This window comes from Nocardia sp. IFM 10818 (assembly GCF_054655275.1).
This window is the reverse complement of record NZ_BAAHJH010000001.1, coordinates 1,807,932-1,834,011: the sequence shown is the minus strand read 5'-3', so window position 1 is coordinate 1,834,011 and position 26,080 is coordinate 1,807,932. Positions and strand designations below refer to the sequence as shown.

At 68.4% G+C, this 26,080-nt stretch carries 12 protein-coding genes; 8 read left to right on the top strand and 4 right to left on the bottom strand.

What is annotated here, in order from left to right:
* Positions 1 to 3: 3 nt before the first annotated feature.
* Positions 4 to 11,937 (bottom strand): amino acid adenylation domain-containing protein, encoded by an 11,934-nt coding sequence (locus ACYQ5L_RS08150; RefSeq protein WP_459956785.1) that lies wholly within the window; start codon positions 11,935 to 11,937, stop codon positions 4 to 6.
* A gap of 136 nt (positions 11,938 to 12,073) precedes the next feature.
* Entirely contained in the window at positions 12,074 to 13,381 is a 1,308-nt protein-coding gene (locus tag ACYQ5L_RS08145) for an MFS transporter (protein ID WP_459956784.1), read from the bottom strand.
* A gap of 490 nt (positions 13,382 to 13,871) precedes the next feature.
* Between ACYQ5L_RS08145 and ACYQ5L_RS08140 the strand changes: the two genes are divergently transcribed.
* The 4 genes from ACYQ5L_RS08140 (at position 13,872) to ACYQ5L_RS08125 (ending at position 17,964) form a co-directional block, all read left to right on the top strand.
* Positions 13,872 to 15,053: an acetyl-CoA C-acyltransferase gene (locus ACYQ5L_RS08140; protein WP_459963356.1), complete on the top strand. Its 1,182-nt coding sequence runs from the start codon at positions 13,872 to 13,874 to the stop codon at positions 15,051 to 15,053.
* Positions 15,054 to 15,149: 96 nt separating this feature from the next.
* Positions 15,150 to 15,911, top strand: coding sequence for an ATP-binding cassette domain-containing protein (locus ACYQ5L_RS08135; RefSeq protein ID WP_459956783.1), 762 nt, complete (start codon positions 15,150 to 15,152; stop codon positions 15,909 to 15,911).
* A gap of 10 nt (positions 15,912 to 15,921) precedes the next feature.
* The gene (locus tag ACYQ5L_RS08130) at positions 15,922 to 16,956 is read left to right on the top strand and encodes an ABC transporter permease (protein WP_459956782.1); all 1,035 of its coding nucleotides are present in this window, start codon (positions 15,922 to 15,924) and stop codon (positions 16,954 to 16,956) included.
* Positions 16,957 to 16,986: 30 nt separating this feature from the next.
* A complete protein-coding gene (locus ACYQ5L_RS08125; protein WP_459956781.1) occupies positions 16,987 to 17,964 on the top strand; it encodes an ABC transporter substrate-binding protein in 978 nt (325 codons plus the stop codon).
* A 19-nt stretch (positions 17,965 to 17,983) separates the two neighbouring features.
* Here ACYQ5L_RS08125 and ACYQ5L_RS08120 read toward each other — a convergent pair whose 3' ends face one another.
* Complete coding sequence (locus tag ACYQ5L_RS08120; RefSeq protein WP_459956780.1) at positions 17,984 to 19,906, bottom strand: CocE/NonD family hydrolase; 1,923 nt, start codon at positions 19,904 to 19,906, stop codon at positions 17,984 to 17,986.
* Positions 19,907 to 20,073: 167 nt separating this feature from the next.
* On the opposite strand from ACYQ5L_RS08120, the gene ACYQ5L_RS08115 reads away from it, so the two are divergent.
* The 3 genes from ACYQ5L_RS08115 to ACYQ5L_RS08105 are packed head-to-tail and all read left to right on the top strand — an operon-like array spanning position 20,074 to position 21,867.
* Positions 20,074 to 20,718 (top strand): TetR/AcrR family transcriptional regulator, encoded by a 645-nt coding sequence (locus tag ACYQ5L_RS08115; protein WP_459956779.1) that lies wholly within the window; start codon positions 20,074 to 20,076, stop codon positions 20,716 to 20,718.
* A 13-nt stretch (positions 20,719 to 20,731) separates the two neighbouring features.
* Complete coding sequence (locus tag ACYQ5L_RS08110; RefSeq protein WP_459956778.1) at positions 20,732 to 21,718, top strand: MsnO8 family LLM class oxidoreductase; 987 nt, start codon at positions 20,732 to 20,734, stop codon at positions 21,716 to 21,718.
* Positions 21,719 to 21,726: 8 nt separating this feature from the next.
* Positions 21,727 to 21,867 carry an L-2-amino-thiazoline-4-carboxylic acid hydrolase gene (locus ACYQ5L_RS08105; RefSeq protein ID WP_459956777.1) on the top strand — a complete coding sequence of 47 codons (141 nt, stop codon included), beginning with the start codon at positions 21,727 to 21,729 and terminating at the stop codon, positions 21,865 to 21,867.
* A 56-nt stretch (positions 21,868 to 21,923) separates the two neighbouring features.
* Here the strand turns inward: ACYQ5L_RS08105 and rpoB are convergent, their stop codons facing one another.
* Positions 21,924 to 25,391, bottom strand: a complete 3,468-nt coding sequence (gene rpoB / locus ACYQ5L_RS08100) for a DNA-directed RNA polymerase subunit beta (RefSeq protein WP_459956776.1) — start codon at positions 25,389 to 25,391, stop codon at positions 21,924 to 21,926.
* Positions 25,392 to 25,620: 229 nt separating this feature from the next.
* Here rpoB and ACYQ5L_RS08095 point away from each other — a divergent pair, with 229 nt between their 5' ends.
* Complete coding sequence (locus ACYQ5L_RS08095; RefSeq protein ID WP_459956775.1) at positions 25,621 to 25,998, top strand: hypothetical protein; 378 nt, start codon at positions 25,621 to 25,623, stop codon at positions 25,996 to 25,998.
* The last annotated feature ends 82 nt before the right edge of the window (positions 25,999 to 26,080 follow it).

Here is a 26,080-nt window from a genome sequence, read left to right as displayed (position 1 = left end):
GATCTACTCTCCTGTTGATCCGATGCGGTCCAGGTAGCGCCGGACATACTGCGCGTCGATCGGCGGCGCCGGGTACCGATCTGCTCCGAATACGTGCTCGCCCACGGGCAGGCTCGCCAGCATGGCGGCGGCCTGTTCGGCGGTCAGGCCGTCCACCACGGCGGCGATGCGGGCCAGGGGGCTCGCGGAATGCTCGGCGGCGTGGGCGAGCGCCCGATCCCGCCACCGCGCGAACGGCACGATCTCCACCTCGCCCGCCACCGCGCCGATGAGTTCGAAGAAGCCGCCGAAACTCGGTGCGGGCGCATTGACGTAGTCGTAATCCCGCCCCGCACCGGGATCGTTCCGCACCAGATCGGCAATGGTCCTGCTCAGATAGTCGACCGGCAGCACGGCCGACAGATCGGTGTCCAGCTCGGGGAAGCTGCCCATTTCCAGTCCGCCGGCGATCAGGTTGTGCAGGAAATCGCCGCGGTCGAGCCGGAAGTGGCCGCTGCTGGCCGCGGCGCTGACGAACGGCAACCGGTGCACCGAGGCCCGCGCGCCGCGCCAGCGCGCCGCCGCGACCATCTGTTCGGCCATGAACTTGGAGGTGAGATAGCCGAATTCGCGATCGTCCTCGCTGACTTCGTAGCCCAGGTACTTGGGCAGCGTGGCGAAGGTGGAGATGAGGTGCACCGCCTTGCCGCGTCCGCGCGCGGCCAGCCGCAGCGCCTCGTGCGCACCGATCACATTGGGGCCCAGGTAATCGTCCAGTGGCCGCATCCAGTCCACCAGCGCACCGGAGTGGCAGACGGCGTCGACCCGGTCCGCCAGTCGGTCGAAGCTCTCCTCGTCGAGCCCGAACAGCGGCTGGGTCAGATCGCCGACCACCGGGTTGAGCAGCGGTGCGAATTCCGGCCGCCACAGCCCATAGCCTTCGAGCGTGGTCACCAGGCGTTTCATGGCCACTTCGGCATCATCGGCCCGCACCAGGCAGTACGCGATCAGGTCGGCGGCGAGGAGCTCGTGCAGCAGGAAGGCCCCGACGAAACCGGTTGCGCCGGTGACGAACACCGACTCCGGCCGACTCGCGATGGCACCGCCGAACCGCAGCTCGGGATCCAGGAACCCCTTGCGGATCGCCGTCATATCGAATCCCGGCGCCGCCGAGCCGATCTCCGCCGGCTGCACCGCGGCCGGGGCGGGCGCTCCGGCCTCCAGCAGCTTCGACAGCAGGAACTGGCTCAGCGCCTTGAGATTCGGATGATCGAACGCGATCTTGGCGGGCAGCGCCAGCCCGGTCAGATCCGCCAGCTGATTGCGCATGAGCACCGCGGTCAGCGAGTCGATGCCGATGTCCTGCAAAGGCAGATCGACATCCACATCCTCCGGTGACGCGAAACCCAGTGTCTTGGCGATCTCTTCGCGCACCATGCCCAGCACGACCGCCGGATGTTCCTCGGGCGCGGCCTCGCTCAGCAGCTTGCGCAGATCCGCGCCGCCGGCGCCCCGCGCCCGCCCGCCGGACCCGCCGCTGAGCAGGGTGCGCAGCAGCGGCGGAATCCCGCCGCGCTCCTCGTAATAGCGTTGCAGCCGATTGAGGTCGAAGGCGGCGGCCATGGTGAGCGCGCGCCCGCCCCGCACCGCCGTTTCGAGCAGCTCCAGGCCCTCCTCGGGCGCGAGCCGATCCAGACCCAGTTGCGCGAACCGGGCGCGGTCGGTCTCGCTGAGCCCGGCCGCCATACCGCTGCCCTCCCAGGGACCGAAGGCCACCGAGGTGGCGGGCAGCCCCTTGGCACGGCGCAGCTGTGCGAGCGCGTCGAGGAAGGCATTGGCGGCGGCGTAGTTCCCCTGTCCGGGTGCGCCCATGATGCTCGCGATGGAGGAGAACATCATGAACAGGTCCAGCTCCAGGTCCTGGGTGAGCTGATGCAGATGCCAGGCGCCGTCGAGCTTGGGCGCGAACACCGTTTCCAGTCGTTCGGGCGTCAGGGCCGACAGCGCGCCGTCGTCGAGCACACCGGAGGCGTGCACCACACCGCGCAGCGGCCGATCCGCACCGAACAGGGTCAGCACCGACCGCAGCCCGTCCGGATCCGCCGAATCACAGGCCACCACGGTCGCTTTCGCCCCGAGGTCGGCCAGCTCGTCCAGGATCGCGTCCACGCCGGGGGTGTCCAAGCCGCGCCGTGAGGTCAGCACCAGATCACGCACGCCGTGGGCGCTCGCGAGCCAGCCGGCCACGCGGCGGCCGAGATCACCGAGACCGCCGGTGATCAGCACCGCGCCGTCGGTCCGCAGGAACCGCCGCTGCTCGACCGGCAACAGCACCACCTTGCCCACGTGCCGGGCCTGGGCCATGAAGCGCAGGGCCTCGGAGGTTGCGGTCATGGGGAAGGTGCGCAGCGGCAGCGGCCGCAGCTTCCCCGCCGTGAACAGCTCCGCAATGGCGGACAGCATGCGCTGGATGCGATCGGGCCCGGCCTCGGGCAGGTTGTAGACGGTGTAGGTCACGCCCGGGTGGTGCTGGTCGATCCAGGACTGCTCCCGGATATCGATCTTGCCCATTTCCAGGAACCGGCCGCCGGCGCCGAGCATGCCCAGGCTCGCGTCGATGAATTCGGTCGCCAGCGAGTTCAGGACCACATCGAACGTGTTGCCGGGCAGCTTCTTTCCGAAGTGATCGACGAAGCCCAGATCACGCGACGAGGCCAGATGATCGTCGTCCAGCCCCATGTCCCGCAATGCGTCCCACTTCGGCTGGCTGGCGGTGCCGTACACCTCCGCGCCGTGCAGTTGCGCCAGCTGCACCGCCGCCATGCCGACGCCACCGGCCGCGGCGTGCACCAGCACCCGCTCCCCCGGCCGCAGAGCGCCGAGTTCGTGCAGTCCGTACCACGCCGTGAGGAAGGTCATCGGAATGGTCGCGGCCTCTTCGAAACTCAGCGTCTCGGGCTTGCGCACCACCTGGCGCGCGTCGGTGATCACCTCGGAGGCGAAACAGCCGCGGGCCAGGCCCAGCACCGGATCGCCCACCTGCAGATCCTTGACGTCCGCGCCGACTTCGGTGACGACACCGGCGAATTCCAGCCCGAAGGCCGGGATCTCCACCATGCCGAGCGCATTGAGCACGTCGAGGAAGTTCACCCCGGCGGCCTGCACCTCTGCGCGAATCTCATTGGCGGCCAATGCCTTGCCCGGGACGGCCCGGACGCTCAGCGGCTCGTCCAAGCGGCCCTTGGCGGCGATCTCCAGCTGCCAGGCCCCTTCGGCCGGAATCTGCAGATCCTGGGAGCCGTTCGCGCGCTGCAACTTCGGCGCCAGCACCTGTCCGCCGCGCAGCGCGCATTCCGGTTCGGCGGCCAGCATCAGGGCCGGTGGGAGCGTCGTCCGGTCGGTGTCCTCGATACCGAGATCGATCAGGCGCAGGCTCAGGTCCGGATGTTCGTTGCGCGCCGTCCGCATGAGACCCCACAGCGGTCCCGCGCCCAGCCCGGTGACACTGTCGTCGCCGCCGGTGCCGACCGCGCGCCGGGTGACCCACACCAGCGGCGGTGCGAACCCGGTCTCGGCCGCGGCCTGCAGCTGAGCGAGGGCCGTGGCGGTGAACTCGTGCGCTTGCGAGAGCACCTCCGCGTCCGAATCCCACAGGCAGAGCAGCCCATCGAGGTCTTCGGCGCCTTCCAGGTCCCGGACCTTGATCACCTGGATGCCGGCCCGCGACAGGGCGGTCTTCACCTCGCGCGCCCACGACACCTCACCGGCGGGGCACAGCAGGCCCCAGGAACCGCCCAGCTCGACGGCGTCGGTGTCGACGGGACGCCAGCCGACATCGAACTGGAACCGGTCCACGCCCGCCGCGGCCAGCCGCCGCAGCACCGCCCGGTCGACGCGCCGGGCATGCAGCCGATGCAACCGGCCGATATTCACCCCAGCGGTGTTGTAGATATCGAGCGAGGCCCAGAATTCACCGTCACCCAGCTCGAATTCGGCCACCCGGACCCAGATTTCGCCCAGTCCGGGCTCCCGCAGCGACAGCCGCCCGACCTCGAAGGGCACGAACAGATCGTCGCCGGTCTTCTTCTTCAGCCGCTGGGTCAGCAGCAGCGAATGCATGGCCGAGTCCAACAGCGCCGGATGCAGTCCGTAGCCGAGGGCCGAGGACTGCGCCGTCTCCGGCAGCACCGCCCGCGCCCAGACCTCTTCGCCGACATGCCACGCCTCGTCGATGCACTGGAAGGTCGGTCCGTAGCCGTAGCCGAGATCGGCGAGATCGCTGTAGACGGCGGAGACGTCGATGCGTTTCGCCGCGCGCGGCGGCACGGCGACGGCAGCGCCGGTATCGGTATGCGCCTGGACGAGAACGCCTTCCGCATGCAACTGCCATTCGGCATCGCCGTCCTCCGGTGCGCTGTACACCTGCACCGGGCGGCCACCGCCGGCGGCGGGTCCGACGGTGACCTGCAAGCGCACCGGCGCCCCGGCATTCAGCACCAGGGGCGCGAAGAGCATGACGTCCGAGACATCCCACTCCCCCGCCTCGACGGCGTGGCCCGCGGCGCGCATGGCTTCGAAGAACGCGGTACCCGGCATGAGCACCGCGCCCAAGACCTGATGCTCGCGCACCCATACCGGCTCGTCGGCCGCCACCACGGTGGTGAACACCGTGATCTCGGTACCGGCGATGGATACGCCGCCGCCGAGCAGCGCATGCCCGGTGTCGTTCAGCCCGGCCCCGACCGCCCGCTGTACCGGCGGCTCGAACCAGAAGCGCTCCCGCTGGAAAGCGTAGGTGGGCAAGGCCACCCGCTGACCGCCGAAAGGCTCGAAGTAGCCGTTCCAGTCGATGGGCACATCACGCACATGCAATTCGGCGAGGCTGCGCTGCACGACCGCGGCGCCGTCCTTACCCGCGAGGAGCGAGGGCACCCACCCCACCGACTTCTCCTCGGACAGGCAGGCCGCGCCCATGCCGGACAGCACCGGCTGGGGGCCCAGCTCCAGATAGGTGTTCACGCCCTGCCGATGCAGGGTGGCAATGCCGTCACTGAAGCGAACGGCCCTGCGCACCTGGCGAATCCAATAGGCGGGCTGCTCCAGTTCCCCCGGCTCGGCGAGTTCACCGGTCAGACCGCTGACAACGGCCAGAGTCGGCGGGTTGAACCGCACCGTCTCGGCGACCGCTTGGAACGCCGCCAGCATGGCGTCCATGTGATGCGAGTGGAAGGCGTGGGACACCGTGAGTCCCTTGGTCCGCCGGCCCGCGGCGGCGAAATGCGCGGCCATGCGCTCGACGGCGTCGGCATCACCGGACACCACGGTCTGCGCCGGGGTATTGAGACCCGCGATGTCGACCTTGCCGTGCAGCCCCGAAGCCGTGATGGCGAACGCTGTTTCGTCGGCATCGGCCTCCAGCGAGGCCATGGCCCCGCCACCGGGCAGCGCCTGCATCAACCGGCCGCGCGCCGCTACCAGACGGCAGGCATCGGCCAGATCGAACACCCCGGCGATATGGGCCGCCGCGAGCTCGCCGATGCTGTGCCCGAGCACCAGTTCCGGCCGCACGCCCCAGCTCTCCCACAATCGGGCCAGCGCCACTTCCAGCGCGAACAGCGCGGGCTGAGTGAAATCGGTGCGATTCAGCAGCTCGGCCTCGGCGCCGCCGGGCTCGGCCCACATCACCTCCAGCAGCGGCTTGTCCAACTCCGTGAACTGCGCCGCGATCTCTTCCAGGGCCTCCCGGAACACCGGATAGACCTCGGCGACCTCCTTGCCCATTCCCGGCAGCTGACTGCCCTGCCCGGTGAACAGCATGGCCAGCCGCGGTTCCTCGGCGTGCTCGCCGGTGCGCACCGCCCCCGCCGGCGCCTCACCCGTGCGGGCGAAGGAGGCCAGCTTGTCCAGCAGTTCCCCGCGGTCGTGCACCAGCAGCACCAGCCGCCGCCGGAAGTGCGTGCGGGTGGTCGCCAGCGAGCGCGCCACATCCACGAGATGGTCCTGGATATTCATGCCCAGATGCCGGTGCAGGGTCTCGGCCTGCTGCCGCAGGGCGGCATCGGTGTAACCGGATACCAGGAACGGCACGGTGGCCGGCGGCGCGACCGCCGGTCCTTCCGCGATCACCGGCTGCGGCGGTTCCTCCACGATCACGTGCGCATTGGTGCCGCCGATGCCGAAGGAGCTGACCCCGGCGCGGCGCGGCCGCCCGTTCGGCTTCCAGGACCGGTTCTCCCGCACCAGCGCCATCTTGGCGTCGTCCCAGTCCACCGCCGGGGTGGGCGCGGTGACGTGCAGGGTGCGGGGCAGCGTGTTGTTGTGCATGGCCAGCACGACCTTCATCACCCCGGCCAGTCCGGCGGCCGCCTGGGTGTGGCCCAGATTGGATTTGGCCGATCCGATCCAGAGCGGTTCCTCGTCGGTGTGGCTGCCGCCGAAAACCGCCGCCAGCGCGGTGCCTTCGATAGGGTCGCCCAGTTTGGTGCCGGTGCCGTGCGCCTCGACATAGTCGATATCGCCCGGTTGCAGCCCGGAGGCGGCCAGCGCCGAGCGGATGACCCGCTGCTGGGCCGGACCGCTGGGCGTGGTCAGGCTGGCGGCGTGGCCGTCGTGATTGACGGCGGTGCCGCGCAGCACGGCCAGAATGGGATCGCCGTCGCGCTGGGCGTCGGACAGGCGTTTGAGCACCACCGCGGCGGAGCCCTCGCTCCAGCCGGTGCCCTCGGTGTCGGCGGAGAAGGACCGGCAGCGGCCGTCGGGCGACATCCCGCGCAGCCGGCTGAACTCCACATGCAGTTCGGGCGAGAGCATGAGGCTCACGCCCGCCGAGACCGCGAGATCACATTCGCCCTGCCGCAATGCATTACAGGCCAGGTGCGTGGTCACCAGGGACGAGGAGCACGCCGTATCGAGGGTCAGGGTCGGCCCCTCGAGACCGAACACGTACGAGACGCGCCCGGACATTGTGCCGCCGGCGGACCCCGGGCCCACGTACCCGTCCAGATCGGCCAGGCCACCGGCGAGGGTCAGGCCGTATTCGTGATAGGCCGAGCTCTTGCCGACGCCGATGAACGCGCCGGTCTGGCTGCCGCGCAATCGCTCCAGCGTGTAGCCCGCGCGCTCGAACGCCTCCCAGCAGGTCTCCAGCACCATGCGCTGCATGGGATCCAGCGAGCGCGCCTCACGCGGTGAGATACCGAAGAACGGCGCGTCGAACAGATCGATGGGCGAGACGAAACCGCCTGCGCGGCAATAGGATTTACCTTTCGCCTCCGGGTCGGCGTCGTAGAGCGCGTCGGCGTCCCAGCGGTCCGGCGGCACCTCGACAATGCCGTCGCCGCCGCGTTCGAGCAGTTCCCAATACTCTTCGGGCGTGGTCACCTCGCCGGGCAGCCGGCATGCCATGGCGATGATGGCGATGTCCTCGTCGTAGGCGGCGCGGCGGGAGGCCGAAATGCGTTCCGGCCCGGCCTTGGCGACCCCGGCCAGATCGGCGGCCAGGGATTTGACGGTGAAGTGCTCGAACAGTTTCGCCGAGGACACCGGCCGTCCGAGCAGCCGCTCCAGTTCGGCCTGCACGCGCACGGCGCGCAGCGAGTCGCCGCCGATCTCGAAGAAGTTCTGGGTGAGGCCGATGCGATCGTGGCCGAGGACCTCCGACCAGATGGCCAGGATGTCGCGTTCGAGTTCCGTGGCGGGTTTGGCCGTGACCTCGATACCGGCCACCGGATCCGGCAGCGCCGTGCGGTCGATCTTCCCATTGGGTGTGAGCGGGAGGTCGTCCAGTTCGACGAAGAAGGCGGGCACCATATAGGCGGGCAGGCGCTCGGCCAGCCACGGTCTCAGCAGGCGGCCGAGTGCGGTCTTGACCGGTTCGCCGACGGCGGGCACGGTCGCACAGCCGTCCAGCGCACCGCGGGCCATGGGCCGGGCGGGCCGGAGGGCGAGATCCGGTGTCGTACCGGCGGGCCAGAACAGGGCGTCCATGCGCCACTTGTCACCGGATCGACTGGGCAGCACCGCCATTTCCAGGCCGGCGGCGGTGGCGATGGCGGTGAGATCGCGCGGATCCACCCATGGTCCGGCGGGTTCCGCCGACTCGCCCAGCGCGGTCCCGACGCGGGCGTGCACCTCGCGCAGCCGGACATTGGGAATGTCGTTCAGGCGCAGTGCGTTTCCGCCGGCGGCCGCGAGTTGCCCGGGCACCGAATCCAGGTCGATCCGCTCGGCGCGCCAATTCTTTTCGGTGACCTCCGCGGCGGTGACCGGACTGTCGCCGATATGCAGGGTGACATCGAAGCGGTAGCGGGTCATCTCGTTGACATAGCGGCCGTCCCGCAGCGCGATATCGACGCGCGTTATGCGCGGGAACAGGCTCGGCAGGTCGGCGAAATAGCCGGGCGAGATCACCAGTTCACGCTCCGAGCGCACGGCCTGCGCGACGCGCCCGGCCAGCTCGTCCGGGGTGAGCCTGCCGCCGGAACGGAAATCGATCACATCGGCGTGGAAGACCTCGAGCAGCGCGAGATCCCGGATGTCGCCGAGGAATACGCGTCCGGTGCCGACCGCCGCGGTCGCCCATTCGATCACCGAGGTCAGGTAGTCGAGGGAGGGGAAGTACTGGGCCACCGAGTTCACGATGACGGTGTCGAAGGATCCGGCCGCCACCTCCGGCAATTGATGGGCCGGTCGCTGTTCACAGACCACGTGCGGCAGCGAGGACAGGTGCGCGCGGGTGAGCTCCACCGCTCGCCGCGAGGCGTCCACGGCGTGATAGGACCCGCAGTGCGGTGCGATGCCGAACAGCATGAGCCCACTGCCGGAACCGATTTCGAAGACATGCTCCGGCGCGTGCGACAGGATCCGGCGCACCGAGCCCATCTGCCAGTCGCGCATCTCGCTATTGGAGAACGGCAGCCCGTCGTAGCTGTTGTGCCAGCCCGCCGGGTTGAAGGTGGCATCCTCCGCCTCGGTGGCGTAGGCGCGATCCCAGGCGCCCGCCCACTCGGCGACGGCGTCACCGTCGACCCGGCCGGTCCCGGCCGGACGGGCGGCATCGCGCACGCAGTAGGCGACCAGCTGCTCGTTGCGACCGACGACCACGGCGCGGGAAACCTCGTCGTGCGCGGCGACGGCGGCTTCGACCTCACCCAGTTCGATACGGTAGCCGCGCAGCTTCACCTGGTTGTCGTCACGGCCGAGCACGGCGAGCCGCCCGGGCTCCAGGAAGCGCGCCACATCACCGGTCCGGTAGAGGACGCCCGGATGGAAGGGGTTGTCCGCGAACCGATTCCGGGTGACCTCGGGATCGCCCCGATACCCGCGCGCCACGCCCGCGCCGCCGATGCAGAGCTCACCCGGGAAACCGAGCGGCACCGGCGACAGATCGGCGCCGAGGACATAGAGCTGGGTGTTCGCGATCGGCTCGCCGATGAGCACCTCGCCGCCCGCCCGCACCCGCCAGACGCTCGACCACACGGTGGTCTCGGTGGGGCCGTACATGTTCCACACCTCGTCGCCGCAGGCGAGCAGCCGATCGGCCAACCGGCGCGGCAATGCCTCACCGCCGCACAGGATCTTGGCCAGGCGGGGCTCCCCGCGCCATCCGGAATCCAGCAGCAGCTGCCAGGTGGCCGGGGTGCCCTGCACCATGGTGACGGCGTGCCGGCGCACCAGGGCGAGCAGCGCCGCGGCGTCGATGGTTTCGTGCGCCTGGGCGATGACGGTCGTCGCGCCGCACAGCAATGGCAGGAACAGTTCCAGGACCGCGATATCGAAGGAGATCGTGGTGACCGCGAGCAGCCGGTCCGACACCGTGCAGCCGGGCTGCCGCCGCATGGAGAACAGGAAATTGCACAGCGCTCCATGGGTGATCTCGACGCCCTTGGGCCGGCCGGTCGATCCGGAGGTGTAGATGACGTACGCGAGATCTTCCGCGTATACGTCTCTTTCGAGATTCTCGGCGTTCTCGGAGCCGTCCCGGGCGGCGTCGACGCTCAGGCAGCGCGATTCCCACTCGGACAGGCTCGCCGGTGTGACGGCGGGCGTGATGATCGTCTTCGGGTCGGCGTCCTCGACCATCTGGCGGATCCGCTCCGCCGGGAAGTTCGGGTCGATCGGCACATAGGCCGCGCCCGCCTTCGTGACCGCCAGCAGCACCGCCACCAGATCGATGGAGCGATCCAGGGCCACGCCGACCAGATCGCCGCGCCCGATGCCCATGTCCACCAGCACGTGGGCCATGCGATTCGCGTCCGCATTGAGGTCGCGATAGGTCAGCTCGGCGCCGGCGCAGATCAGGGCGGTGCTGTCGGGGTGGACTTCCGCCACGTCCTCGTAGAGCCGCGGCAGGGCGCGGCCCAGCACGGCGTCATCGACGGTGGCGTTGAATTCCTCTATCAGGGTGCGGCGTTCCGCCGCGGAGACGACCTGCGCCGACCCCAGGGCCATCTCGGCGAGCGAGGGCAGCCGGTCGCACCAGTCGCCGAACTGTCCGGCCAGCCGCTCGACATCGGTGCGCGCGAGACGCTGTGCGTCGTAATGGAACTCGACCGTCTCGCCGTCGTCCAGAACGACCAGTTCCAGCACCGGCCGATGGTCCTCGGCCGTGAAAGCCGCGGCGCCGCTGGAGATCACCACATCGGGCAGCAATTCCCCGCCGTGCCAGCGCTTCCGGAGCGTCTCGTCACGGCCGATGAAATCCCGCCGCAGCCACGCCTGCTCCTGCCCGGTGGTGTACTCCCGCCCGACCTCGGCAAGATTCCGCGCAACCGTTGTCGCCGCGTCCAGGCGCGCGGACAGCGGCAGCCAGGCCGCGAACAGGTCGCGGTAGGCCGCCGCGATGTCGTCGCGCGGCGCGGCCATCCCGAGGTGGATATCCGGCGCGCCCGTCGCCCGGTTCAAGAAGGTGCACCACGCACCGGCGAGGTACGCCGTCGCCGACATCTCGTCCGGGTCGTCGAGTTCCACGCGGCAGTGCACGGTGACCGGACCGGCCGCCGCCGTAGCGCCGGTCTCCGGGGCGGGAAAGGGCAGACGATACGGATCGCCCGCGGTCAGGCGCTCGCGCCAGTACGCGCCCGCCTTGGACGCGGCCTTGCCCGCGGCGGTGATCGCGCTCGCGGCGGCGGCGCCGGGCGCGGTCAGGATCAAGCCCGGCGTGAGGCCGTAAGACGTTGCGAGAGTGGCGATATCGAGCGCATCGCCTTCGAGGGTGCTGGTGCGGGCCAGCTGCACGATGCCGGAGGCGGTGGCGATCCGCAGACCGGAGATCTCGTCACAGGTGAGGACCTCGCCCGGCCCGGCGTCACCGGCGGCAGCGCCGGTATGGGCTTCGCGCACGGCAATGAACCGGCCATTGATATTCAGCTTGGGCCACACCAGCGGGCTGCTGAACGGGCCGTAATCCGCGGCGCGCACCATGGCGGCGATCTCATCGGCCGGGCGCTGCCAGTCGATGAGGCCCTCGGCCGGGAACTGGGTGTGCCGGGAGAAGTAGCGGCGCGCCGAAAGATCCTGGGGCGTGGCCGTTTCGCGGCCCTCCACGATCTCGTCGATCAGCTCCGCCAGGCTCGCGACCGCGGCGTCGTCGCACTTCAGGCCGAGTGACAGCGCCGTCTCACCGGCTTCCATGGGCACCGGGACGCGCCGCAGGACATCGCCGCTGTCCACCTTGCCGCCGATGCGATGCCAGGTGATGGCGTACTCCCGCACACCGTCGGCGATCGCCCAGGACGGCGCGTACAGGCCGGAGTATTCCGGCAGCGGGCCGTAATGGTAATTGACGCTCATGCGTTTCGCGCACGCCAGCAACTCGTCCGGAACAATGGCATAGTTGCCGATACTCAGCAGCAGATCGCATTCCCATTCGGGTGCACGATCGACGGCCGCGCCGAGTTCATATCCGGGAATACCCGCCTTGACGGCCCAGGCCCGAGCGGTGGCGTCATCGGTAATCACCGCTCTGATGCGGTGCCCTTTCGCCAAGAGGGCCTCACCGCAGCGCGCGAGCACACTACCGGAACCGATCAAAAGGAAAGCTGTAGCAGACATCGGATTACTTCCGTTTTCTCAAAGCCAGATCAGAGCTGTGTAGCTAGTTGCGTATCAATGCGGCCACCACGAGCGCGCATAAAACGTTCACCGCCATTGCGGCAATGAATACGTAATGGAATGAGGAGAGGCTTCCCGGCTCGGCACTCGACAGCATGATGGCCGCGAATCCCGCGACCCCGACGGCGCCGCCGACCTGGCGCGCCGCCACCGTCATACCGAGCCCGCCCGCGAATTTCAGCGGCTCCACCGCGCCCGCGGCCAGAGTCGACAGGCAGGTGAATCCGAGACCCAGTCCGACGCCGCCCAGAATCGCCGCGGGCAGCCAGCCGGTCCAGAAATTCGGCGTGGATCCGAACAGATTCGAGGCCCAGATGGCATTGCTCACGGCGAACAGCAAGGCCGCCGCTATCGCGACCCGCACCTGCGCCGCCCGGGTCCGCAGCCGTCCGGCGGACAGCGAACCGGCCATGGAGCCGACCGCGCCGATGCACAGGGCTCCGCCCGTCTCCAGGATCGTCCAGTCCCAGATGGCGGTGGCGAACAGCGGCGCGGCCAGATTCCAGGCGAACATATTGGCGCTGAACAGGGCGAGCCCGAGGCAGGCGATCCGGTAGGTGCGGCTGCGCCACACCGCGAGATCGATTGCCGGAGAACCGTGTGCGCGCGACCGCAGCACCGTCACGCCGATGAGCAGCAGCCCGGCGAGGCCCAGACCGATGGTCCTGATATCCGCCCAGCCCCAGTGATCGCCCTTGGTGAGCGCGCTGACAATGCCCGCGATGCCCAGGCCCAGCGCAATGCTGCCGAGGGGATCCGGCCAGCGCGCACCGGCCACCCGCACCTGTCCCGGCAGTACGGCCAGACCGCCTGCCAGCAGCGCGGCGCCGACGGGCAGGTTGACGAAGAAGACCCACCGCCAATCGAGTACGCGCACCAGCAGGCCGCCGACCGCGGGACCGATGACCGCCGAGAAGCCCGCGGCCGCGGACCAGGTCGCGACCGCGCGCGGGATGCGTTCGCGGGGCGTGGTCGCCAGGATCAAACCCAGTGCGGCCGGGATCATTCCGCCGGCCGCCGCGCCCTGCAGGAACCGGCCGGCTATCAGCAGGCCGATGGTCGGCGCGATACCGCAGATGAGCGAGGCGAGCGTGAACAGGCCGAGCGAGCAGAGCAGGACGGTCCGGCGGCCGATGCTGTCGGCGATCCGGCCGGCCGGGACCAGCAGCGCCGCGAACATGACCGCGTATCCGCTCACGACCCACGTCAGGGTGTCCAGCGGCGTGTTCTCGAAGTCGCGCAGAATATCCGGGAAAGCGATATTGACGACCGTGAAGTCGAGAAACGCCATGAAGGTGATTCCGCTGCACATCGCCAGCACGCGTGCCGGAACGATTTCGCCGATTACACGCTTTCGTTCTAGGCCCGCGTCAGCCATACAACCCGCTCCGGCCGGCGAATGAAATCGGGCATTACTTTATGGAATCCGGCATTATCTCCGGATCCGGAATTCGGAACCATTGTGCCTCTTGCGCAGTTGAATAGCGCCCGGTCCGTTGTACGGAGAGGGCGCATTGTCCTCGGGGAGTACGAGTAGCCATGCCCGATGCCTCAAACTATCGAAAGCGTATGTGATCCAACACCCTTTCGCAAGGGTGACCGAATGATCGCGGACCACATATCGCAGGTCGCGGCGGTGTGGGAATCCCACATAGATAGTTCTTCGCTCTGAAATGTTAACACTCCATCTCTATCATTATGGATATGAAATTAGCGACTGGTCGGTTTTATTTATTGCAGCCCGTTCAGAAAAATAGCGATGAACGGTAATGTCCGATCGCATGAACGAGGCCGTCGTAGTCGGATACGCTCGCATTCCCATCGGCAAGTTCGGCGGGGGCCTGGCCCCCTTCGCTGCCACCGAACTCGGGAGCAAGGCCATTGCCGGCGCGCTCGCTCGCGCCCAGCTGCCGGGCGACCGGGTCGAGTACACCGTCATGGGGCACACCTTGCAGGCCGGAGCCGGTCAGATCACCGCCCGCCAGGCCGCGGTCGGCGCCGGCATCCCGCTGAGCGTGGCCGCCGAGACCATGAACAAGGTGTGCCTGTCCGGCACCACCGCCATCGCACGCGCGGCGTCGCTGATCGCGCTGGGCGAGTTCGACATCGTGGTCGCGGGCGGCATGGAGTCCATGTCGAATGCGCCCTATGTCCTCGACAAGGCGCGCTTCGGCTATCGCCAGGGCGACGGAACACTCAAGGACACAATGCTTTTCGATGGCCTTACCTGTCCGTTCGACCACAAGCTGATGGGCCTGGCGACCGAGGAGTACCAGGCGCTGTCGCATCACTACAGCCGGGCGCGGCAGGACGAGTGGTCCGCGCGCTCGCACGAACGCGCCGCCGCCGCATGGAAGAACGGCGCCTTCGCCGACGAGGTCGTCGCGGTCGAGGTGCCGCAGCGCAAGGGCGATCCGGTCGTCTTCGATCAGGACGAGGGCATTCGCCCGGACACCACGGCGCAGAAACTCGCCGCGCTGCGACCGGCTTTCACCGCCGACGGCACCATTACCGCGGGCAGCGCCTCGCAGACCTCCGACGGCGCGGCCGCGCTGGTGCTCATGTCGCGCGACAAGGCGGCGGAACTGGAGCTGCCGGTGCTGGCCGCCATCAAGGCCTGGGGCACCACCGCCGGTCCGCTGTCGCTGCTGCCGCAGCCGTCGAATGCGATTCGCAAGGCGGCGGCCAAGATCGGCGTCGATCCCGCCGGCCTGGACCTGTACGAGCTGAACGAGGCGTTCGCGTCGGTCGCCATGGCCGGGGTCGACGATCTCGGCCTCTCCGAGGACATCGTGAATGTGCACGGCGGGGCCATTGCCATGGGACATCCGCTCGGCTGCACCGGCGCCCGCATCACCGTGACGCTCATCAATGCGCTGCACCGCCGGGGCGGCGGCATGGGCGCGGCCGCGCTGTGCGGTGGCGGCGGCCAGGGTGACGCCCTGATCGTCGAAGTGGCCTGATCTTTCGCGGTATCGGCCCCGGCGGACGGTGATCGAACGTACGATCGGCGAGCGGACCGGACGTCCGCTCGAGCAATGTAGCCGGGGTGATCGCCGATGCCTGCCGTGGTGCTGGAAGCCGAGGGGCTCCTCAAGCGGTATGGCGGCGTGGAAGCCTTGCGCGGGGCCAACTTTCAGGTTCGTCCCGGTGAAGTCGTCGCGCTGATCGGGGACAATGGCGCCGGTAAGTCGACACTGGTGAAATGCCTGTCCGGCGCCGAACAGCCCGATGGCGGGCGGATTCTGCTGGACGGGAAACCGGTGCGGATGGCCTCGCCCACGGCCGCGCGGCGGCTCGGGGTGGAGACGGTGTACCAGGATCTGGCCGTGGCGCCCGATCTGGATCCGGCCGCCAACCTCTTCCTCGGGCGCGAATTGTTCCGCGGGGGACTGCCCGGATGGCTCGGCATGCTCGACCGCAAAGGCATGAGAACCCAAGCGGCCGAGCACTTTCAGCGGCTCGGCGTGGTGCTGCCGCGCGCGGATGTGCCGATCGGGGCGCTGTCGGGCGGGCAGCGGCAGACCGTCGCGGTGGCGCGCGCGGTCATGTGGGCGAGCAAGGTCGTGTTCATGGACGAGCCGACAGCCGCCCTCGGCGTGGTGCAGCGCGAACGGGTGCTGGATGTCGTTCGCCGGGTGCGCGATCAGGGCATCGCGGTGGTGCTCATCAGCCACAACATGCCCGAGGTGCTGGCCGTCGCCGATCGCATCGAGGTGCTGCGGCTGGGACGCCGGGTGGCGCGCTTCGGCGCGGACGCCACCTTGGAACAGCTGGTCGGCGCCATGACCGGCGCGCTGAACACCGAGGATCCGGCATGAGGGAGGCGGCATGGCCGTGAGCGCCGACAACGACAGCGCCGAGCTGCCCGCGCCGGCCCGGTGGCAGCGGCTCGCGGGGGCCAGCACGCTGTGGATCGGGATCGTGCTGGTGGTGCTCTATCTCGTGTTCAGCATCCTGCGCCCAAATGCCTTCCCGACCCGGTTCACGCTGCAGACCCTGCTGATCGAGACCTCGGTCCTGCTGGTGCTCTCGGTCGGGATGACCTTCGTGATCATCACCGCCGGCATCGATCTCTCGGTGGGCATGGTGCTCATCTTCTCGGGGGTGGTGGCCGCCAAGACCATGGAGCGGCTCAGCCCGGGCGGCGATGCCACCCATGCGGGATGGGGCCTCATAGCGCTCGGATTGCTGATATCGCTTGCGGGCGGGGCGCTCTGGGGATTGATCAATGGTTTCCTGGTGGCCAAGGCCAAGATTCCGCCCTTGATCGTCACACTCGGCTCTTTCGGTGCGGCGCTGGGCGCGGCGCAGCTCATCACCGGCGGTGTCGACACCCGCACGGCGCCCGAGAAGCTGCGCAACTCACTGGGTTTCGGCACCCTGCTGGGCGGCATCCCGATCCTGGTGCTGGTGGCCGCCGCGGTCACCGTGCTCGGGGCCTGGCTGCTGCACACCACCCGCTTCGGCCGCTACACCTATGCGATCGGCTCCAGCGCCGAGGCGGCCCGCCGGGCGGGCATCGACGTCACCCGGCACCTGATCCTGGTCTATCTGATGGCCGGATTGCTCTCGGGCCTGGCGGGTTTCATGAACTTGGCCTATTTCGGCACCACCACCATCGCCGGGCACACCACCGACAATCTCGATGCCATCGCCGGTGTCGTGATCGGCGGCACCAGCCTGTTCGGCGGGGCGGGGTCGGTGCTGGGCACCGTGATCGGGGTGTTCATCCCGTCGGTGCTGCGCAAGGGCTTCGTCATCGTGGGGGTGCCGGTGTTCTGGCAGCCCATCGCGGTGAGCGTCGTGCTCGTGGCGGCCGTGTGGTTCGACCAGATCCGCCGGAGGTCACGAGACCGGAAATAACCCAACGTATCTCGAAATGAGGGCCTGACGATGAGGACCGGTGGACGAGCGGCCGTACTGGCCGGGGTAATGGTGACGGTGGCGGCGCTGGCGGCGGGATGCGGTGGGTCGGTGAGCAATTCCGGCGGCGGGGACGCCAAGAAGCTGGTGCTCATCCCCGGCGTGGCCAATGAACCCTTCTACATCTCCATGCAGTGCGGCGCGGAAGCCCAGGCCGAGAAGCTCGGCTACACGCTGGACACGCAGGCGCCCACCCAGTTCGACGCCTCCCTGCAGACGCCGATCGTCACCGGCGTCACTGCCAACAAGCCCGGCGCGATCCTCATTGCGCCCACGCACGCCTCGGCCATGGCCGCCCCGATCGCCCAGGCCAAGAACAGCGGCATCAAGGTGATCGAGGTGGACACCGCGCTGGAGGACACCTCGATCGCGCTGTCCTCCATTGCCTCCGACAATGTGGCGGGCGGCGAGCTGGCCGCGCAGACGCTGTCGAAACTGGTGGGCGGCAACGGTTCCGTGCTGGTGATCAATACCAAGGCGGGCACCTCCACCACCGATCAGCGCGCGCAGGGTTTCGAGGACGAGCTGAAGCGCAACCATCCGGGCCTGGTCTCCCTCGGTGTGCAGTACAACAACAACGAGGCCGCCCAGGCCGCCTCCATCGTCACCGCCACCCTGGCCGCGCATCCGGATCTGGTCGGCATCTTCGCCACCAACCTGAGCTCCGCCGAGGGCGCCGCCACCGGCCTGCGCAATGCCGGCAAGCTCGGCCAGGTGAAGGTGGTCGGCTTCGACGCCAGCCCCAAACAGGTCCAGGACCTGAAGGACGGGACGGTGCAGGCGCTCATCGCCCAGAACCCGGGCGATATCGGCAAGCAGGGCGTCGACCAGGCCGTGGCCGCGCTGGAAGGCAAGCCGGTCACCCGCACCATCCGGACCGACATGATCGCCATCACCCAGGAGAACCTGAGCGGCAACGAGCAGTACTTCTACAAGAGCGGCTGCTGACCGTCCCGCACCGGGCGGGTCACAAGCCCGGCGCGCCCTGGATCGGGAGGGTGACGAAACTCGGCTCCGCCGGATCGAGCCGGACGTGCTGCGGCCGCAGCCCGCTGTCGCGCGCGGCAATGCCGATGGGCAGCGCCCGGGGCACGCTGAACGAGTAGATGTCGATGCGCAGGCGGTGTCCCGGCGCGATGACGGCATCCGTCGCTTGAAGGCCGATTTCGAGCGTCGTCGGCTCACCCGGGACCTGCGGATCACGGGCGGTGACATCGAGCGGGTGGTACGCCTGGATGTAATCGCCGGTGGCGGTGCGGGTACTGCGCTCGGGGTCCACGGCCCGCAGGGCGGCGGTGAGCTGGCCGCTGGAGATGACCGTCGAGGTGCCGTCGGGCGCGACATCGTTCACCGAGACGGCCCAGAACCCGTCGGTGGCATCGAGGACCGTGTTCAGGTGCAGGTTGATCGGGCCGGACAGCACCGTGGGCGCGGTGGCCGGCGCCGTGCTGAAGGTGAGCGCCTCGGATTCGGCGAAGCGGGAATCCAATTCGCAGGTCGCGCCGAGCACCATGGCGGTCAGCCCGGCCGTGCCCTCGGCGGCCTGGCGCGAGCACACGCTGCGCAGGCCGGGTGCCACCGTCAACGTGGCGGGCGTGCCAGGCGAGGTGGCGACAAGGCTGCCGTCGAAGAGCGCGTGGGCGGCGCTGCCACTGGAATCGCCTGTCAGATAACGGCGTTGGTAGGCGACATCGGTCCGCGGAAAGCTGTCGCCGGTGGTCCAGCCGCCGCCTTGCTGGAACAGGGTGACCGGGCCGTAGGAGTCGATGCCGTTGTCGATTCCCTTGAGCCACTTGTCGAACCAGGCCCGTTGCAGCACGGGGATCGGGGGCGGCGCGCCGGGTGAGCCGAAATCCTTGGTGGCGGTGGCGTGGTAGCCATTGCCCATGACCAGCTGCTTCTGTCCCGGCGGCAGCGGGATGGCGTCGTAGATGCGCGGCTGGCTGTTGGCGAAGATGTCGTGCCAGCCGCCGACGAGGAAGGTGGGCACCGTGATCCGGCTCGGATCGGACTGCCGCTCCCGGTACCAGTCGCTGTATCCCGCGAGATCGACCGTGGCGGGCGGCAGCGTGGACAGGTCGGCGGTGGTGAGCACGTCCGCCAGCTGCGGCAGCAGGGTCGCCGGATCAGCGAGGCGGTCGGCCAGCCATTGGGCGTCGAACCGCCCCTGCATCAGGGCCTGGAGATCCGGCAGCCATTTCGTGGCATTGACGATGCTCAGCCACATGGGCATGAAGCCGATCCCGATCGCGCCGCCGGTGCCGACGATATCGCGGAACAGATCCGAGCCCGGAATGATCGGCAGGATCGCTTTCAGCGCCGCCGGGCGGTGCGCGGCCGCCTGCACGGCGGTGATGCCCAGATACGAGGCGCCGCTCATGCCGATGGAGCCGTTCGAAAAGGGTTGCCGCGCCGCCCAATCGATGACCTCGAGAGTGTCGGCCTGCTCGCGCGGGCCCAGCACGTCCCAGATTCCCGCGGAGAACCCGGTGCCGCGCACATCCGTGACCACCTCGACATACCCCGCACGCACCAGATCCGGTGTGACGCCCATCTGCCCGGCGGTCGTGCCCGCACTGTTGGCGGTCAGATCGCTGACCAGTTTGGTGTAGGGCGTCATGGTGACGATGGTCGGCAAGGGCGTGTCGATCACGCGGCCCTGCGCATCGGCGGGGCGATAGACATTGGCTTTCAGAACGACGCCGTCGCTCATGGTGATCGGCACATCGTGCTCGACGCTGATGCCCGCATACTCCGTGACCTCCGCCGCTCGTACCCACGCGGGCGGCGCGGGATCCTCGGCCCCGGCGAGCGGTCCGGGCGGCGCGAAGGCGCACACCACCGCCACCGAAATCGCGCCGACCACCGGTTTCCACCGTCGGAGATACATGCCGATACCACCCAAGAGATCCAGAATCCTGCTGCGTCACATCGGGACTCGCAGTGTGACGGGCACAACTCTGACACACGCTTTACTCGAAAGTAAAGCACTCGGGCGAAGGTGATCCGCTCGCCCGCTCACGTCCCGGCCCCGGCCTCCGTGAGATTCTGATGCCGATGCCACCCACACAACGCCGACCCACCGACGACGAGCTGCTCGATGCCGCCCGTGCGGTCTTCGCCGAACACGGCTACCGCGCCGGCAATATGGATGCCATTGCCCGCCAGGCCAATTCGACCAAGCCGACGCTGTACAAGCATTTCGGCTCGAAGGAGGACCTGTTCCGCCGCCTGTTCGACCGCGAGGCCGCCGCCATGCGCGCAGCCGTGCTCCCGGTTTACGCCACCCTCCCGGGCCGCGAGCTGCCGGATATGGTGCAGGTCGCCCTGGGCGCGGGAGTCCTGTGGGCGGACGCGAATCCGGACGGCGCGCGGGTGGTGAGCGCGGTCATGAACGGCGACGGCCCGGATCCCGATCTGGGCCACGCCCTGCTCGACACCCTCATCGACAGCATCGCCACCGTCGTGGACGACACGCTGCGCCGCGACGGCCGCGATCCGGGTCCGCTGGGCAAGATCCTGGCCGCGCTCATCTGGGGTTCGGCCGTGGAGGTGGGCCGGGTCTCCCAGCGGGTGGAGATCGAGCCCGGCGAATTGGTGAACTGGATAACCACCTACATGGTCGGCGGTTTGGAGTCGGCGCGCGCCCGCGCCCTCGCCGGTGGCTGTGAACCTCTCGACCAGGCGGATGTCCCGCACTAGCTAGCGTGGAGTCATGATCGATATCCCGCTGTCGGTACTCGAACTGGCCATGACCGAAACCGGCGGCGACGCCGCGGCCGCGTTCGCCGCGACCACCGCAATGGCCCGCCGGGCAGAGGAATTGGGGTTTCGCCGCGTCTGGATCGCCGAGCACCACGGTTCGGCCGCCATTGCCAGCGCGTCCCCGGCGGTCCTGACCGCGCACCTGGCCGCCGCCACGACCACCATCGGTGTCGGATCCGGCGGCGTGCTCGCACCCAATCACGCACCGCTGGCCGTCGCCGAGCAGTTCGCGACTCTCGCCGCGCTGCACCCGGATCGGATCGATCTCGGCATCGGGCGCGGTCCGGGCACCTTCGACCAGAACATCGTGCGCGCCCTGCGCCGCGGCGCGGACGCCGCCACTGCCGAGGACTACCGCCGCGATGTCGGTGAACTCCTCGGCCATCTCTCCGGTGCGAGCGGGCTCCGGCTGCTGCCGGGCACGGCGCCCCTGCCCCGGCCGTGGCTGCTCGCCTCCAGCACCGCGGGGGCCGAGCTCGCCGCCGAGCTGGGCCTGCCGGTGGCCTTCGCCCACCACATCCGCCCGGGCAATACCGTCGAAGCTGCCGAGCGCTACCGCAGCGCGTTCCGGCCCAGCCGGTGGTCCTCCGCACCGTATGTCATCGTGGCCGTCGAAACCCTCTGTGCTGATACGGATTCCGACGCTGTGCGGCTCGCCCGCCCGGGCGACGTGCTGAAGGCCTACCTGCTGAGCGGACTCGGCGACACCGGCCTGCGCACTCCCGAAGCGGCCGCCGAACACGAATTCACCCCCGAGATCGCCGAACGCATCGCCGAATTCCGGGCCACTCAGGCGCAGGGCTCACCCGAGACCGTGCGACAGCGGTTGACCGAACTCTCCACCGCCACCGGCGCGGACGAATTGATGCTGCTGACACCGGTTTACGACCCGGCCGCGCGCGTGCGCTCTATCGAACTGATCGTCAAAGCGAGCTGAGGCGACCGGTGCGCACGCCGGTGCTGTGCGAGTTCGACGCCAACCGGATCGGCGCGATCGAACCGGAGCGGCACGGTTTCCGGTTCGAGCGCACCACCACCATCGGCGTGGGCGGCTCCCACTGTCCCTTCCATTTCGACCGCGTCTGAGCGGCCGGTAGTGCCGCGCACCGTGTTTCGCGGTGCGCGGCCCGCCGGGCGCCCGGTCAGCTCGGTAAGTCGCTGACCGTGGCGGACTCGTTGCGGGACAGCGTGATTCCCAGATTGGCGGCGGCACGGTCGAGTTCGTCGTCATCGCCCTGCTGCAACTCCACCGCGGAACCGGCGGAGAGGACCTCGACATTGAGGCACAGCGATTGGAGTTCCTTCAGCAGGACCTTGAAGGATTCCGGGACGCCGGGTTCGGGGACGTTCTCGCCCTTGACGATGGCCTCGTAGACCTTCACGCGGCCGACGATGTCATCGGATTTGATGGTGAGCAGTTCCTGCAGCGTGTAGGCCGCGCCGTAGGCCTGCATGGCCCAGCATTCCATTTCACCGAAGCGCTGACCACCGAACTGCGCCTTACCACCCAGCGGCTGCTGCGTGATCATGGAGTACGGGCCGGTCGAACGCGCGTGGATCTTGTCGTCGACCAGGTGGTGCAGCTTCAGGATGTACATGTAGCCCACGGCGATGGGGTACGGAAAGGGTTCGCCGGTGCGGCCGTCGAAAAGCGTTGCCTTGCCGTCGGCTCCGACCATGACCTCGCCGTCCCGGTTGGGCAGCGTCGAGGCCAGCAGTCCGCCGAGTTCCTCCTCGCGGGCGCCGTCGAAGACGGGTGTGGCGAGGTTCGTCCCCGGATCGGCCGAGAGCAGGTCCTCGGGCAGTCGCCGCGCCCAGTCCGGGCGGGCGCCGTCGGTGAGCTGAATATTCCAGCCCGCCTTGCCGATCCAGCCGAGATGGGTTTCCAGGATCTGGCCGATGTTCATACGACGCGGCACACCGTGGGTGTTGAGGATGATGTCGACCGGCGTGCCATCGGGCATGAACGGCATGTCCTCCACCGGGAGGATCTTGCCGATAACACCCTTGTTGCCGTGACGACCGGCCAGCTTGTCGCCGTCCTGGATCTTGCGCTTCTGGGCCACGTACACACGCACCAGCTCGTTCACACCCGGCGGCAGATCGTCGTCGTCGTCACGCGAGAACACGCGCACACCGATGACCTTGCCGGACTCACCGTGCGGCACCTTCAGGGAGGTGTCGCGGACCTCGCGGGCCTTCTCACCGAAGATCGCGCGCAGCAGGCGCTCCTCCGGCGTCAGCTCGGTCTCACCCTTCGGGGTGACCTTACCGACCAGGATGTCACCGTCACGCACCTCCGCGCCGATGCGCACGATGCCGCGCTCGTCGAGATCGGCCAGCACCTCGTCGGAGACGTTCGGGATGTCGCGGGTGATCTCCTCGGCGCCGAGCTTGGTGTCGCGGGCGTCGATCTCGTGCTCCTCGATGTGGATCGAGGTGAGCACATCCTCTTCCACGAGGCGCTGCGACAGGATGATCGCGTCCTCGTAGTTGTGACCCTCCCACGGCATGATCGCCACGAGCAGGTTCTTACCGAGCGCCATCTCACCGTTCTCGGTGCAGGGGCCGTCGGCGAGCACATGCCCGGCCTCCACCCGCATGCCCTCGTCCACGATCGGACGCTGGTTGGCGCAGGTGCCCTGGTTCGACCGCTCGAACTTGCGCAGACGATACGAACGACGCGTGCCGTCATCGTGCATGACGGTGATGAAATCGGCCGAAACCTCTTCCACCACACCGGGTTTCTCATTGAGCACGACTTCACCGGAATCGACCGCCGCGCGCAGCTCCATGCCGGTCCCGACCAGCGGCGACTCCGAACGAACCAGCGGTACGGCCTGTTTCTGCATATTCGCGCCCATGAGAGCGCGATTGGCATCGTCGTGTTCGAGGAACGGGATCATCGACGTCGCCACCGACACCATCTGGCGCGGCGACACATCCATGTAGTCGATCTCGGCGGAACTCACGAACTCCACCTCGGAATACTTGCGGCGCACCGCGATTCGCGGCTCCACGAACCGGCCCTCGGCGTCGAGCGGCTCATTGGCCTGCGCCACCACGTGCAGGTCCTCCTGATCGGCGGACAGGTATACGACCTCATCGGTCACCCTGCCGTCCACGACCTTCCGGTACGGCGTCTCGAGGAAGCCGAACGGATTGACCCGCGCGTACACCGACAGATATCCCATCAACCCGATGCTCGGGCCCTCCGGCGTCTCGATCGGGCACATGCGGCCGTAGTGGCTGTAATGCACATCGCGCACTTCGAGACTGGCGCGCTCCCGGCTCAAACCGCCCGGCCCCAGCGCCGACAGCCGGCGTTTGTGGGTCAGGCTGGAGATGGGGTTGCGCTGATCCAGGAACTGCGACAGCTGCGAGGTGCCGAAGAACTCCTTGAGACCCGCCGCCACGGGGCGGATGTTCATCAACGACTGCGGCGTAATGGCTTCCACATCCTGGGTGGTCATGCGCTCGCGCACCACGCGCTCCATGCGGGACAGCCCCACCCGCATCTGGTTCTGCACCAGCTCGCCCACGGTGCGCAGCCGGCGATTGCCGAAGTGATCGATATCGTCGACCTCGACCGGCACCTCGATGCCGCCGGGCGCGGTCATCACCGTCTCGCCCGCGTGCAGCCGCAGCAGGTATTCGATAATGGTGGCGAGATCGTCCTCGGTGAGCACCCGCGGCCCGGTGGCCGCCCCGTCGTGGACGCCGAACTTCTTGTTGATCCGATAGCGCCCCACGCGCGCCAGGTCGTAGCGCTTCTCGTTGAAGAACAGATTCTCCAGCAGGGTCTGCGCGGACTCCTTGGTCGGCGGCTCGCCCGGGCGCAGCTTGCGATGGATGTCGAGCAGCGCGTCATCGCCGCCCGGCGTGCCGTCCTTGGCCAGGGTGGTCATCATGACCCCGGAGAAGCCGAATCGCTCGGTGATCCGCTCGGCGGTCCAGCCGAGCGCCTTGAGCAGGACCGTCACCGGCTGCCGGCGCTTGCGATCGATACGGACGCCGATGCTGTCGCGCTTGTCGATATCGAATTCCAGCCACGCCCCGCGCGAGGGAATGACCCGCACGCCGTGCAGTTCCTTCTCGGTGCCCTTGTCGACGGTGCGATCGAAGTACACGCCCGGCGAGCGCACCAGCTGCGAGATGACCACCCGCTCGGTGCCATTGACGACGAATGTGCCCGTCTCGGTCATCATCGGGAAATCACCCAGGAAGACCGTCTGGCTCTTGATCTCGCCCGTATTGTTGTTCATGAACTCCGCGGTGACGAACAGTGGCGCCGCATAGGTCATGTCCTTGTCTTTGCATTCCTCGACGGAGGCTTTCACCTCCTCGAATCGCGGTTCGGAGAGCGTCAGCGACATGGTCCCGGCGAAGTCCTCGATGGGACTGATCTCCTCCAGGACTTCCGCCAGCCCGCTGCTGATCAACCACTCGAACGATTCGGTCTGCACCCCCAGTAGATCCGGAACCTCCAGTGGCTCACGGAGTTTGGCGAACGAGATCCGCTTGGTCTGACTCGAGATTGCCAAGATGCGTCCTTGTCCTGTCGGCTGTGTTTCCCCTCGCGCACCGTGCCAACCACTGCCTGCGAACATGACTCGACAACAACGGGTAGAAAGCCACTTCTACGGTCATTTCATTTTCGAGAGTCGGACAGCAGGCGCTCCGGCGCGAAGTCTCAAATTACACCCGAAATAGACAGATGTCGAGGGCACAAAAAAATCAGGCACAGAATCCCTTGTGCCTATCCCCTTTTGATAATGGCATCTCGAATTGCCATTCGTCAAGTCGATTAGCGCCCGCCCGGGCGGGTATCCGCGCGATGTGCGCCGAATCGCGTTGGCCGCCACCGCCGCGGCACTGCTGCTGACCTCCTGCGACATCGTCGGCGGGGACGACCCGCCCCCGCCGACCGATCCCCGGGTGTTCGTCACCCCCACCACTCCTCCCTCGGCCAGTACCAGCCACATCCGGGCCCCCTCGGCCGCCTCCCCCGACCAGATCCGCCGAACCACCTGCGAGGACCTGCTTCCCGTCTTCGCGGACATTCGCTCCCGCTCCGGCCTGCAGGCCGTGGACGCGGCGGTGGCCGCCAGAATCGCCGACCTCCCCGCACAGCCGGGCTGGGAGGTCTTCACCGAACAGCAACGCGAGGCCACCATCGCCGGAGTCCGCGACGCCGGCACCGGCACGTGCCCGTGATCCGAATCGGTCAGGCCCCCTTGCCACTTCGGAGAATGTTCGCGTCCGGAGGGGGTAGGCGAGAAGCAGAGCGATTCAAAGG